Below are 13,750 nucleotides of genomic sequence, written 5' to 3'. Positions count from 1 at the left end.
GACAAAACAGTCAGTGACAGATTTGTCTACTTTAGCTTCTTAGTTGCCTTTCTGCGTCGATTATATCCCGATTAATCAGGTAGATGGTCTTTTTTACCCTGTCCTTGAAGTCTTGGGAAGTGGGGGTGTCGAGGATTTCACGTAGGATCTGGACAGACATGCGGAAATTTCTGATGATCTCGCCTTCGTCAGCGTCTGTATAGCGCAAGAGCCTGTCGAAAGGTTCCTGTTTCATCCAGGCCTCGATGCAAGGGGAGAAGTGGTAATAATAGGTCTTACTGAAAGGCTTTATCTTTAGCTTTTTTTCTATTTTTTGGATATTACTGGTAAGATTATCCGTGGTATTTTGTAAAGACCTTGCGGGTTTACTGATGCTGGGCAAGGTGCTGGATTTTCTTGGTTCAAATACAAGCGCAGTGGTTAGGATACCCAGCTCTATCTCGTTTAGATTCTGTAAAATCCCTTTTTCATAGAGCTCACCAAGCGATAGCTCATATCCATAGATATTGGACGCAAACATGCCTTTTTCAGAGATCTGATTTTTCCTGATATAGCCGAGTTCTTTCAGGATCTTTACCTTTGCGCGCAATAGATCTATGGCCCTTTGCTTGAACTTTTGCTTTGCCTGGAAGCAGTGGAAGGAAAGAGGATATACGTCATACAACTTTTCCCCGTATTTGTCATACAGGTTAAGGATGGTGCCGTATGACGCGTTAAATCTAGAAAAGACCTTTTCAGGTGCGCCATAAATTACCTTATGGAGTTCTGGGAATGATGTGTAATTCGGATTTACGCGGCTATACACAAACCCTTCCGTATCTATGCCACGCCTGCCAGCCCTGCCAGCCATCTGAAAAAAATCTCGCGTTTTAAGTGTGCCAAAGGATTTACCATAAAATTTTCTTAGCTCGTCAAAGATCACTGTCCTGGCAGGCATATTGATCCCGAGCGCAAAGGTTTCCGTGGTAAATATGGCCTTTATGAGTTTCGACGTAAAAAGTCGCTCCACCACCTCTTTTAGTGTGGGCAGCATTCCCGCGTGATGATATACAGTGCCTTTTTCAATAAGAGGAAGGAGAAGCTGAGCGCTTTTATCATTCGCGATCTCAAATCTTTCACATAGTTTATTATAAAGACTTATTATACTAGTTTTTTCTTCGTGGTTTAAAAAATCAAAGTTTGTCATCTCATTCGCGAGAGCTTCACATCTACGCCTGCCAAAGGCAAAATATATGCACGGGAGTTTATTATTTTCGTGAAGATGCTTTATGAGCGAGGTGGGCCTGTTTGGCTTGAAATGTTTATGTCTGAAGTGAGATCTTCTATGGTCATAGCTATTGCCCCCTCTTTTGTATCCTATGTTTCTCACTTTATGGATATTATCAACTATCTGGCCCTGTATCTGGTAGAAAAAGTGAAGCGGCACTGGCCTCGCACTTTCCTTTACTACTTTTATAGGCAGCTTGTGTATGGATTTGAGCCATAACGCCAATTCATCTATATTCGGTATCGTGGCTGAGAGCGCGAGCATCTTCATGTGCTGCGGCAGGAAGATCAGGGATTCCTCCCACACGCTTCCACGCTGGTAATCATCAAGGTAGTGCACTTCGTCAAATATGATCCAGGAGTAATCACCTACATTAGACCCTTCTTCAAGCACTTTGTTGCGGAATATCTCTGTGGTCATGATAAGGACGCTCGCGTTGGGATTGATAGACACGTCGCCTGTTAGTATGCCTGTTTTGTCAGGGAATATCTCCTGAAAGTCGCGGAATTTCTGATTGGAAAGGGCCTTTATAGGAGCGGTATAGATTACCTTGGTACCTTTTTTGAGACAATCAAGTATGATATATTCAGCAATTACAGTCTTTCCCGCCCCTGTGGGCGCAGACACTATAACCGAATGCCCATCCTTGATATAATCAATAGCCTTTTTCTGAAACGCATCGTAAATCATACAAGTATTGTACCTTATCAGGACAATAAAGTATAGTCAATGCTGAGCCTTTACGGGTATTAGTCTTGAATAAAGAGAGATATTCAGTTAGAATATAGGCATGCTGTACTTTATATATACTATAGATGGGGATTGGGGAGAGTATTTTGAGGTTAAATTGAGTGATCGTGAGAGATTGCCTAAGGAAGGGGTTTTGCTGGATCTCGTCCAGCGTGAGGTAGATCTTGCAAATCGCGTGCTCCAAGGCCGATTTATCCACTTTGTCCATACCTCGCCCCTTTGCCGGGATTTTTTTCTTGAGAAATCATTTCGTAAGCTTTGGAAAGAACTTGTAAGATTTGGCGGAGATACAGGGCTTCACTGTCACGAAGACGATTCTTATAAAGATTATTATTACCATGATGGCTCCAGGATGGAGAAGGTGATCAGCGAACGCGCCCAGGCATTTAGGAAGGCTGGCCTGGATACCAGGTGTTACAGGAGCGGATTTTTAGGATTTTCAAACAAGATAGTAAGAATCCTGGAGCAGAACGAGATTTATTTTGATTTTTCATGCGAACCCGAGAGGTTTTTAAAACACGGTGACGTTTTAATAGCTGATTGGAGGGGCACGCCCAGGCAACAGTATAGGATGAGCTATGATAATCATTGTAAACCGGGAGATTCTAGGGTTTGGGAGATCCCTGTTGGCGTTTCAAATGGTAAGTATCTCTATTTTGAAAAATCTGACATAACAGAGCTCGAAAAGATAGCCCTTGATTTAAAGGGTAGATCTGTGGACAATAGAGACAATATAGTAGTTTCTGTACTTGGTCATACCTATGAATACGAGTCCAAGGAAAAGATAAAAGAGACAGAAGAAAAATTGACCCTCCTTAAAAAATACGGTACGTTTATAAATCTTGATCAGCTAGAAAAGATCTTATCTTAAATCCACCGAGGAAAGGAATATCCATGGAAAAATGGCAAAAGATTCTTTCTAATACCATAACCGATGTTGAGACACTCAGTAAATACGTAAATATAGACAAAAAAAGGGTAAAGAAAGTCGCTAAAAAATATACCCTTGGAATAAATCCATATTATCTTAGCCTTATTAGAAAACATGGCGGGCCGATCTGGAAACAGTGTATTCCTGATACAATAGAGATTATTCAGAAACTGGGCAGAAAAGATCCTCTCATGGAAGACAGGTTCACACCCTTCGAAGGCCTGGTCCATAGATACAGAGACCGCGTGCTTGTGGTAGTGTCAAATATGTGCGCGGGATATTGTCGTTTCTGCACTAGAAAGAGAAATATGGGCCTAAAGGATAAGGTTGCAAGAAAAGAGGATTTTAAAAAGACATGGTCTTATATAAAAAGGCGTAAATACATAAGAGATGTTATTATATCAGGAGGCGACCCGCTTCTTATCTCAGATGATATGATAGAGTATTACCTTAAGGAGCTTAAAAGGATAAAACATGTGCAGATTGTCAGGATAGACAGCCGTACGCCTTGTGTATTGCCCCAGAGGATAACGCCTAAGCTGTGTGATATCCTTAAAAAATACCAGCCCATTTATCTAAATACGCATTTCAATCATCATTATGAGATAACCAGGGAAAGCAGAAAGGCGTGCAATATGCTGGCTGACGCAGGTGTTGTGATGGGGAATCAGACAGTTCTTATGCGTGGGGTAAATGATGATGCAAAGACGCTAAAGAGGCTATTCGAAGAACTTTTGACAATAAGGGTAAGACCATATTACCTTTATCTTCCTGATGCGGTTAAGGGTACGTATCATTTTCGTGTAAGTATAAGTAAGGCTAAAAAGATCATGCGGAAATTAATAGGCCATACCTCTGGCCTGGCAATTCCCCATCTTATAGTTGATTTAAAACATGGAGGAGGTAAAACGCCCTTGCTCCCGAAATATGTCATCAAACATACAGGCAAAAGATATGTATTTAAAAATTTCGAAGGCAAAAAATTCTTTTACGCAGATGTGGAGTAGTAAATGAATATAGGAATAGCAGCAGAAAATAGGCCCAATGAAAAAAGGGTGATCTTAAGGCCGGATGAATTAAAAGAGATTGCGTCCAATCATGATGCGTTTGTTGAAAAAGGCGCAGGTAAGGGCATAGGTGTGGAAGATAGCGCTTATGAAAAGATCGGCGCAAAGATAGTTGATGCTAAAAAGGTCTATTCCTGCTCATTAGTCGTGCGGCTTAAAGAGCCAAATGAAGAAGAACTTAAGATGATGAAGCCTGGCTCAGCCATAATGAGCATGCTACATCTGCCGGGCAATCCTAGCTTAAGGGATTTGCTGAAGAAATATAAGATAACAGGTATTGCAATGGAGGGGATAAAAGACTCGTTCGGAAATCGTAAGATAGAAGCACTGCACGAGTCAGGTTATATTGCTATGGAAGAGGGATTCCGACTTCGAGGTAAAGAACCTTCAGGATGCGTTGTTAAGGTCATGGGTTATGGAAGTCTTGCATTTGGCGCGATCCAGTGCGCCGCAAGAAAATTTGCAAAGGTCGAGATCTTGAATAAAAAAGATTTTAAAGAAATGCAAAAACATATTCCTGGTACAGACATTTTAGTCAATGCGATAAACTGGCCAATGGAGAGGCGAGGCAAGGAGCTTCTGGTTACTCGCGACATGCTGAAGCTTTTTCAAAAAGGCGCTTTAATATTAGATCTAGTTTCAAATCCGCCAGGCCAATCTCCCATAGAGACCATGCACCCTACCTATCTAGACAATATCTCTTACGAGGTCGATGGCGTAATCCATGCCTCTTGCTGGGGCTGGCCAGGCCTTGACCCTGTAGGCATTTCCAGCAGATACAGCATGCAGGTCGCGCCTATTCTTAGGGAAATAGCAGATAAAGGACTCGACAACCTGCCAGACTATGTCAAAAAAGCCACGTTTATGATAGGATGCATTACAAGGGGAGATTAAGATGAAGATAATACAGGAGTTTAAAGAATTTGCAGTGCGCGGCAATGTAATAGATATGGCTGTAGGTATCCTTATTGGCGCGGCCTTTGGAAAGATAGTAAGCTCATTCGTGGCAGACATAATAATGCCCCCCATAGGACTTATTACGGGCAAGTTAGATTTTTCAAATTTATATATAAATCTCTCAGGAGGGGTTTATAATTCACTGGCAGAGGCAAAGGCCCAAGGCGCAGCAACAATAAATTATGGCGTTTTTATAAACAATGTCATCTCTTTTCTAGTAGCGGCAATATGTGTATTTATATTGGTTAAACAGATAAATAATCTGCGGCGAAAGGAAGATACTGGATCAATAGTGCCAACGCAAAAATCCTGCCCCTATTGTTTTTCAAGCATATCAATTAAGGCAACGAGATGTCCTCTTTGCACATCTCAATTAAGCAAGGAGAAATAATTATGAAGGCTGCGATCTTTGACCTTGATGGCGTGATTGTAAACACTGTGCCGCTTCATTTTAGGGCATGGAAGAAGATGTTTGCTGAATACGGAAAGGATTTTAGTTTCAAGGATTATAAGGAAAAGGTGGACGGCATTCTCCGCAATGACGGGGCAAGGGCTATTTTGACTGATTTAAGTGACGATGAATTAAAAAAGGCAGCTGATAAGAAGCAGGTTTATTTTTTAGAATATCTTGAGAGCGAAGAGATCCCTGTCTATGAGACCACAGTGAATCTGGTAAAGGCGCTTAAAAAAGAAAATATGAAAAGGGGCGTAATATCTTCGAGCAAAAATTGCCTCCCTATACTTAAGAAGGTGAAGCTAATAGATCTTTTTGATGAGATCCTTACTGGCAACGATGTTACAAAAGGAAAGCCTGATCCGCAGATGTTTCTTATGTCTGCAGAGAGGATGGCTGTGGAGCCATCTGGATGCGTTGTTTTTGAGGACGCTGTCTTGGGCGTAGAGGCAGCTAAAAGGGCTGGAATGAAATGCGTGGGGATTGACAGGTATGGAAAACCTGAGCGGTTGAAAAAGGCGGATTTAGTTGTGGGTGATTTGGGTGAGGTAACTATTGAAAAAATAAAGGAACTATTTTGAAAGACCATTTTGCTAAATACAGGTCCAGTGACGAGTGGTTGCTTAAGGAAGATAAGTGGGATAGAAAGCTCCAATCTTCCAGGGAAAGCCAATTCGCGCTGGGAAACGGCTTTATAGGAAGCCGCGGCATATTAGAAGAAATGCCGTTTGATGCAAGGCCAGGCACATACATAGCTGGTTTGTATGATAAGACAGGCGCGCAGGTGCCAGAACTGGTAAATCTACCCAATCCTGTTAATCTCAGGATCATTTCTGGTGGTGAACTTATTGGCGCAGGCACTATGGATATTTTAGAGCATGAAAGGGCTTTGGACATGCGTCATGGCTTGATAATGCGTCATACAGTATTTCGAAACAGCCACAAGAAAAGATTCGACTACCAGTCCCTTAGATTTATTAGCATGCGCAACAGACACATCATTGCCATGCAGGTCTGCATTACGCCTATGGACGAGGGCACTACTCTTACAGTAGAAAATCTCTTAGATCTATCTGTTACAAATGTGGGTTTTTTGACAGAAGGGAACAAGAAACATTTCAGGATAGAGAATGTTTCGCGGTTTGACACAGGCGAGTATCTATCAGTCAGGACCCTGGAGAAAAATATTCTCGTAGCATACGGAAAATCCCTTATCGTGGAAAAAAATGGAGACAAGCGTTTTGCCAAGGATGTTACTACTCAGGTAAAGTTAAAGAAGAATGAGACTCTTTGCCTCACAAGCATCTTTTCTATCTTTACTGCTGAGGATAAAAAGAAGGCTAGCTTAAAAGGTGTTGTTAAAAGTTTTCTAAAGAAAAGCGTAAATCTGGGTTTTGAACGCATACTCGAAGAACATGTTGCAAGATGGGATAAATTATGGGCTGCGTCAGAGATAAAGATAAAAGGCGACAAGGAAGCAGAAAAGGCGCTTCGTTTTAACATCTATCATTTATTGATCTGCGGAAGAGAGGGTAACGGCGAATCCAGCATAGGCGCAAAGACACTTAGCGGCGAGGGCTACCGCGGTCATATTTTCTGGGACGCAGAGATATTCATACTGCCGTTTTTTATTTATAACAGGCCAAAGGCCGCTAAGAACATGTTGCTTTACAGGTACAACAGGCTGTGTAAGGCGCGCCAGATAGCTGAAAGCCGCGGCTATAAAGGCGCGATGTTCCCGTGGGAGTCAGCCGGCACAGGAGATGAAACAACGCCTGCATGGGCAAAGAACTTTGACGGTTCACTTATTCAGATACGCACTCACGAGATGGAACACCATATTACTGCTGATATAGTATTTGCGATTTACCAATATTACACTGCCACGCGCGATGAAAATTTTATGCTGCGCTGCGGTTTTGAGATGATTTTTGAGGCTGCGAGATTCTGGGCATCAAGGGCTGAATATAATGCCAAACTTAAAAGATTCGAAATCAAGCATGTAATAGGGCCGGATGAATTTCATGAAGATGTGGATAATAATGCATACACTAATTATATAGCTAGATTTAATATCTTGCTGGGCCATGGGATGTGTCAGAGGATGAGGCGATTTTATCCTCGAGAGTTTCAGCAGCTTTCGAAAAAAATAAATTTAAAAATTAGCGAAGTCAAGGCATGGAAAGCTATCCTTCCCAAGATATATTTCAATATAAAGAAAGACGGCCTTATAGAGCAGTTTGACGGGTTTTTCAGAAAAAAGAAAGTTGTTCTTAAGAATATTAATAAAAATCCCATTCCAGATATACCAAAAACCATCAAATTAAAAGACATCGGTAAGACGCAGCTTGTAAAGCAGGCAGATGTAGTGATGCTTTTGTATCTTTTTTCAGATAATTTTAGTAAGGGTATTAAAAAGAAAAATTTTTATTATTACCTCAAGCGTACTGTTCACAAGTCTTCTTTGAGCGCGGCTGTGCATGCGGCGCTGGCAGCTGAAATAGGAAATCTCAAAGCTGCTTACAGGTATTTTAATGTGGCAGCCAATATGGATCTAAACCTTGCATACGGCAATACCAGTGATGGCATGCACGCGGCTTCTTTAGGCGTTACATGGCAGGCTGCCATTCATGGATTTGCAGGGACCAGGATAGTGAATAACACGCTATCTATCAATCCTTCTTTGCCGAAAGAAATGGAAGAGCTTTCTTTTTGTTTAAAGTGGCAAGGGTATAATTTAAGATTAATAGTTGGAAATGATAAAGTAACGCTGCGGTTTAATTCCAAAAGAAAAAATGACAGGTTGAAGATAATGGTATTCAATAAGCCGCATAAATTAGAACCAAATAAAGAGGTAATTTTTTATGGTAGGTAAGAAAAGGAGTTTAAAGATAGCGCAGCTTCACTGGGGATTTCCTCCGACAATAGGAGGAGTTGAGACGCATCTTACTATACTTTTGCCCGAGATGGTCAGGATGGGACATAAGGTAGATCTTTTGACTGGCTCTGCAGAAGGTGCGAGGGCGATTGATAGATATAAAGGTGCAGGAATTTACAGAGTGCCTATAATGGACCTGAATTGGCTTGTCAAAAGAGGGCTCAATGGGCTATTGAGTGAGATTAGCGAGGTGTTCACTGGTTTTTTAAAGCGCTGTAAACCGGATATTATCCACTGCCATAACATGCATTATTTTTCAAAGCCGCACACAAGGACCATTGCCAGGCTTGCAAAGGAATTTGGCGTGCCGATTGTCCTGACCGCGCACAATGTCTGGGATGATAATCTATTTTTAGACCTAACGAGGAATATTAAGTGGGATCACATCATAGCAGTGAGTCATTTCATAAAAAGGGAGTTGATTGGCATAGGCGTGTCGCACAAAAAAATTACAACTATTCATCATGGCATAGACGAGACTTTATATAATCCAGAGATAAAACATGAAAGCATATTCAAGAAATATCCGAAGCTTAAGGGTAAAAAAGTGATTTTCCACCCTGCCAGGATGGGGCTTGCCAAAGGGTGCGATGTCAGCATAAAAGCCCTGAGGCGTATAAAGGAGAGGATACCTAATGTCGTCTTAATACTGGCTGGCACAAAGAACATTATAGACTGGGCGCAGTCGCAGCAAAAGGATATTGCTTACATGGTAAGCTTAGTTGATTTTTTTAAGATGAGAAAAAATGTCCTGATAGATTCCTTTGACCTTAAAGACATGCCGAAATTATACGCTGCTTCAGATGTCTGCGTTTATCCCTCATCAGCATCTGAGCCTTTTGGACTTACCATGCTCGAGGCGCTTTCCTCGGCAAAACCCATGGTTGTTACTGAAACAGGCGGCATGCCAGAGATCATAAAAGACGGCATCAATGGCTTTGTGGTGCCCATAAGAGACTTTGAAGCGCTTGCCTCAAGAATAATCCAACTCCTTAATAACAAAGAACTGCATGACAGGTTCGGCTATACAGGCAGGCAAATGGTAGAGCAGAATTACACTAAAAGGATAGTGACGAGAAACACCCTGGATCTTTACAGAAAGTTAATCTAAGGAAAAGCTGCCTTGCTATGACAAGTTTTTTAGAGCTTGTAAAAAAAAGGAAAAGTATCAGGAAATATTCCCCACGGCCTGTAGCCAGAGAGGCTATAGATCGCTGTCTTGAGGCAGCGCGTCTTGCACCCTCTGCGTGTAATTCTCAACCTTGGTCATTCATTATAGTGGACGATGAAGCCCTAAGAGAGAAAATTAGTAAGGCCGCTTTTTCTGGGGTTTATTCAATAAATAGCTTTGCTAGTAAAGCACCTGCGCTCATTGCAGTAGTTACAGAAAGGTCCAGGTACATTGCTCGCGTTGGTGGTTATTTTAGAGGTATACAGTTTAGTCTTGTTGATGTAGCCATAGCATGCGAACATTTTATTTTACAGGCGGCTGAAGAGGGTTTAGGTACCTGTTGGCTTGGCTGGTTCAATGAAAAAAGAGTAAAAGAAATTCTAAATATCCCAAAGAGAAAAAAGGTCGATATAATCATAAGCATGGGCTATCCTGAGGAAGCTACACAGCAGGAAAGAGGAAGAAGAAACTTGGATGAAATAAGGAAGTTTAACTTAGGTAGACATTAATTGCGTTAGAGGAATTTTTAGAAGTGAGTTTCAGAAATTCTTTTCTTTTTATTAAGGGCTTAGTTATAACCTTGCCATTAACAACAATCCTTCTGATTGTATACTTTCCATAATCTAGCTTTTTAGAATTAATGTAGTTTACCTTTGTTCTCCTGCCAGCGAAGCGGGTTTCGATTGAGATCTTTGTGGATTTGGCGAATTGTTCTTTTGTAAGTTTTGGGTCAATTAAAAGGTCTCCCATGTCCCCGCGGATTCCAAAGACCTGGGTAAGAAGTGTAAGCACGAACCAGCTTGCAGAGCCAGTGAGGTAGTGATACATGCCTCGGCCCTCAGAATTGAAATATTCAGGAAGGCCTGGATAGATCTTACTTGCGCTTGTATTCATGCACATCCTGTAAATAGAATTTAAGATCTCAAAACCCTGTTTTACAAAACCTCTTTTATAAAGCGCATATGCAAACATCACATTCATGTGGCTAAAGAAAGAGCCGTTTTCCTTTTCGCCGTATGCAAAGCCAAATGCCCTGCCAAGGTCTGGATATATTCCGCCAAAGTCAGTGTTTAGCCTAAGCCCGCCTAATTTTTTGTCCCAGAGATATTTCTTAGCGCTTCTATAGATTTCTTTGACCTGCTTATCTGTTGCAACGCCGCTCATAATAGGGAAGACCTGGCCTGTCAGGGTCATACGCACGCCATTTTTGTGGTCACCTTCAACACGTTTTCCCTTGTTATCGTAATACCCGTTAAAGAAGCTGTAGCCAGATTTTGTGATCACCCATTCATTTTTACGTATGTGTTCAGATAAGTAGTTGGCTTTTCTACGTAAAAAAGCCGAGGCTGGACCTCGGCTTTTTGAGAGTAGATGCGATTTTTCTAATAAATCAGCAAGTTCCGTAAGATTGCCTGCGTACGCAGCTGTAAAGGCTACACTTTCGCCACGCTCACCTGCCATATCAAGTCCGTCATTCCAGTCCGCGCCCTCAAGCAGGAAATTTCCATGTTTACCGATCTTTGTAAAGGGCCTCTTATGCTGAAGCAGCACATGATTTATGACGCTATCTATTTTTTTACTTTCAAAATATGGCGCTTTTTTAAAGAGGATATTTGTATCGCCGGTCTGATTTATATATAGATTAAGAGTCATGAATGGCCACATCCCATGGTCCATCCATACACGTTTTAGATCGTTCCTGTCAGGAAGGAACTCGCCCTGTGTTTTTCCTATTATAGTAGCATTTGAACCATCTGGTCGCACACCTCCGAAGTTGTTAACGAGCATATCGCGTGCTTCAGAAGGATTTATTAGAAGTAGCGTAAGACAGTCCTGCCACAGGTCTCGCCAACCCCTGCCGCCCTTACCATAGTCAAAATCAGGGAGGAAGGAACAACCAAAGATCTTACGCAAGGTAGGCTGGAGCATTACCCATCTTAACCACCTATCAAAATCTTTATTTCCAGTAGAAGCGCTTATTGAGCTTGTCTTTTTGAGCCAGAACTCTTTATTTGCTGCAAGCGCAGCATCAATTTTTTTGGCTGAATTGAATTTTCTAAATATGGCTTCTGGTTTTTCTTTTTGCGCTATGCCCATTACAATGATATATTTTTTAGAGCTGCCTGGTTTGAGTGTAGTGGTTTTAAATCTTATTGCGCCTATAGCTTCTTTTCCCTGACAACCTACGCGGTTGCCAAGCTCAGGTCTATCAAGATTTCCGCCTTCTCCTGTAAATTGAGAAATAGTAGGAATAGAGTTATCAGGCGCATTACTATTTCTATCACAACCCAATACAAAGTAGGATGTATAGTTTATTTTATGTCCCTTTTCATCAAATGTCATAGTAGGCTTTATAATAACACCATTTTTATGCAGCCTGACGCGGTTAAAGAGCACGCTTGCGTGTCTGTGATCGCGTAGCCTATCTGCTGAGCGGGCATATATAGGTATGGCAGCTGTTGAGGTGATAGTGAGTTTCTTAGAGGATGTATTCGTGAGCTCTATAGACATTATCTCTACAGCGTTTTTGTCTACAGGGATAAAATTAGTGAATTCTGCCTTTATGCCTATCTTTTTATTAGAGCGGATAATCTTATGCCACAGCATACCTGCTTCTACCAGGGATTTATCTACCTCACCTGAAGCAGCTGACCATGCGCCATAGCCTTTGATGTAGACCCAGAAGTTACGGTTGTATCTTGAATTGCTCAAATCTTCAGTAGAAACAGGCGGCGTGAGGAATGTATCTTGATCTATCTTTATATCGCCATGAAGCGTAGGCGTAATAGAAGAGAGCAGGCCTTTTTCATTGGCAAGCGGAAAATAAAGCCTGCTTACCTTGTGCGGATTTTTCGCAACAAACGTACCTGTATCATCCAAGAATTTCCACAATGGATTATCCGTCATCTTACCATTTCTCCCAATGCAAAACTTCTTTTGTGCTTCTTTTTGCTTTTGGGCCCTTAGGGGTTTTTGGATATCCGACGGATATCATACTTACCAGCTTATAGCCCTCAGGCATATTAAAGATTTTTCTTATTTCTTCTATATAATCTTTTTTATCTCCTGCGACCCAGCATCCACCAAGGCCAAGCGCTTCTATTGCCAGGAGCATATTTTGCGTGGCAGCGGAACAGTCTTCAAGATAGTATTTTGTCTCTTTCGAGAATATTGCTATTAGATGCGGTGCGTCCTTAATAAAAGGGCCATTCGGACACATGCTGCAGATTTTATCGAGTATATTTTTATCAGAACTGATCACGAATTCCCATGGCTGTTCATTCCTTGCTGTGGCTGCGACTCGACCTGCATCGATTATCTTCTCGAGTAGCTCTTTCTCAACAACTTTTTCAGAAAACTCCCTTATGCTTTTTCTTTGTTTTATTACTTCAAAGAATTCCATTATAGACCTCCATTTTTCATATCTACTATGTTATCATGCTGGGAAATGAAAATCAACTTGCTAATTCAATGCTTCGTGATATTCTATTTATAGACATATGAATCCTAAGATCTTAATATCTATTTCCTTTTTACTTTTTGGCCTTGTTTCAGAGTCTCTTGCTGACACCATATACCTTAAAAATGGCCGCAGCATAGAAGGGTTGGTAAAAAAAGAGACTGAAAGTTCAGTTGAACTGGATGTTGGATTTGGGACTGTAAAATTTAGAAAGACAGAGATAGATAGAATAGACCGCTCAACTCCTGAAGAAGTCAATTCTATACATAATGGATGGAAGAAGCAAAAAGAGGTAGAGGAAACGAAGAGATTAGAGAGAGAACGAGAATTAGAAGAAACGCGGCGCAGAGAAGAGCTTGAGCCAAAAGAGGTAAGTTTTTCTAAAGATAGCCAGCGTATAATTGTAGATACGCTTATAAATAATGAGACCAGGGCATCGCTTTTATTGGATACCGGCGCGACTACTGTTGTATTGTCAGATCGAATAGCAAGAGAGCTAGGAATTAGGGATAATGTGGCTGAGAAAGATAAGGTTGATGTACAGCTTGCTGATGGCCGCAAGATAGAAGCGCGGCATGTAGTTCTGGACAGCGTGCGCGTCGAGGATTCCGAGGTCAAGGATGTAGGAGCAGTGGTTTTGCTGGATGCCGAGGGAGACATAGAGGATGGATTACTTGGCATGTCTTTTTTGAATAAATTTAATTTTCAGATAGACACACTGAACAATAAATTGATATTACAAAAGAGGAAATAAC

General features: G+C 41.4%; 12 protein-coding genes. 9 read left to right on the top strand and 3 right to left on the bottom strand.

Annotated features, from left to right (window positions below):
* Positions 1-31 precede the first annotated feature (31 nt).
* Complete coding sequence (locus P9L93_01545; protein ID MDP8229770.1) at positions 32-1,957, bottom strand: DEAD/DEAH box helicase; 1,926 nt, start codon at positions 1,955-1,957, stop codon at positions 32-34.
* A 100-nt stretch (positions 1,958-2,057) separates the two neighbouring features.
* On the opposite strand from P9L93_01545, the gene P9L93_01540 reads away from it, so the two are divergent.
* Genes P9L93_01540 through P9L93_01505 form a run of 8 tightly spaced genes read left to right on the top strand, consistent with a single transcriptional unit; the run spans position 2,058 to position 10,044 of the window.
* The gene (locus P9L93_01540) at positions 2,058-2,888 is read left to right on the top strand and encodes a hypothetical protein (GenBank protein MDP8229769.1); all 831 of its coding nucleotides are present in this window, start codon (positions 2,058-2,060) and stop codon (positions 2,886-2,888) included.
* A 23-nt stretch (positions 2,889-2,911) separates the two neighbouring features.
* Positions 2,912-3,955, top strand: a complete 1,044-nt coding sequence (locus tag P9L93_01535; GenBank protein ID MDP8229768.1) for a KamA family radical SAM protein — start codon at positions 2,912-2,914, stop codon at positions 3,953-3,955.
* Between the two features lie 3 nt (positions 3,956-3,958).
* The gene (locus P9L93_01530; GenBank protein ID MDP8229767.1) at positions 3,959-4,909 is read left to right on the top strand and encodes a hypothetical protein; all 951 of its coding nucleotides are present in this window, start codon (positions 3,959-3,961) and stop codon (positions 4,907-4,909) included.
* 7 nt (positions 4,910-4,916) lie between these two features.
* Positions 4,917-5,363 (top strand): large-conductance mechanosensitive channel protein MscL, encoded by a 447-nt coding sequence (gene mscL / locus P9L93_01525; protein ID MDP8229766.1) that lies wholly within the window; start codon positions 4,917-4,919, stop codon positions 5,361-5,363.
* 2 nt (positions 5,364-5,365) lie between these two features.
* The gene (locus P9L93_01520; protein MDP8229765.1) at positions 5,366-6,007 is read left to right on the top strand and encodes a beta-phosphoglucomutase family hydrolase; all 642 of its coding nucleotides are present in this window, start codon (positions 5,366-5,368) and stop codon (positions 6,005-6,007) included.
* Positions 6,004-8,301: a glycosyl hydrolase family 65 protein gene (locus P9L93_01515; GenBank protein MDP8229764.1), complete on the top strand. Its 2,298-nt coding sequence runs from the start codon at positions 6,004-6,006 to the stop codon at positions 8,299-8,301. The genes P9L93_01520 and P9L93_01515 overlap by 4 nt, the downstream gene beginning before the upstream one ends.
* The gene (locus tag P9L93_01510) at positions 8,291-9,475 is read left to right on the top strand and encodes a glycosyltransferase family 4 protein (protein MDP8229763.1); all 1,185 of its coding nucleotides are present in this window, start codon (positions 8,291-8,293) and stop codon (positions 9,473-9,475) included. Before P9L93_01515 ends, P9L93_01510 begins: the two co-directional genes overlap by 11 nt.
* A 17-nt stretch (positions 9,476-9,492) precedes the next feature.
* Positions 9,493-10,044 carry a nitroreductase family protein gene (locus tag P9L93_01505; GenBank protein ID MDP8229762.1) on the top strand — a complete coding sequence of 184 codons (552 nt, stop codon included), beginning with the start codon at positions 9,493-9,495 and terminating at the stop codon, positions 10,042-10,044.
* Here the strand turns inward: P9L93_01505 and P9L93_01500 are convergent.
* On the bottom strand, positions 10,025-12,442 hold the full coding sequence (locus P9L93_01500) for a cellobiose phosphorylase (protein MDP8229761.1): 2,418 nt from the start codon (positions 12,440-12,442) through the stop codon (positions 10,025-10,027). The two genes, P9L93_01505 and P9L93_01500, sit on opposite strands and share 20 nt — an antisense overlap.
* A gap of 1 nt (position 12,443) precedes the next feature.
* Positions 12,444-12,938 (bottom strand): nitroreductase family protein, encoded by a 495-nt coding sequence (locus tag P9L93_01495; GenBank protein MDP8229760.1) that lies wholly within the window; start codon positions 12,936-12,938, stop codon positions 12,444-12,446.
* A gap of 97 nt (positions 12,939-13,035) precedes the next feature.
* Between P9L93_01495 and P9L93_01490 the strand changes: the two genes are divergently transcribed.
* Entirely contained in the window at positions 13,036-13,749 is a 714-nt protein-coding gene (locus P9L93_01490) for a retropepsin-like aspartic protease (GenBank protein ID MDP8229759.1), read from the top strand.
* Position 13,750: the final 1 nt, after the last annotated feature.

The sequence above is a fragment of the Candidatus Gorgyraea atricola genome (assembly GCA_030765235.1).
Taxonomy (GTDB): domain Bacteria; phylum Omnitrophota; class Gorgyraeia; order Gorgyraeales; family Gorgyraeaceae; genus Gorgyraea; species Gorgyraea atricola.
Note: the sequence above shows the minus strand (reverse complement) of the source record. Positions and strands in the feature narration are given on the sequence as shown.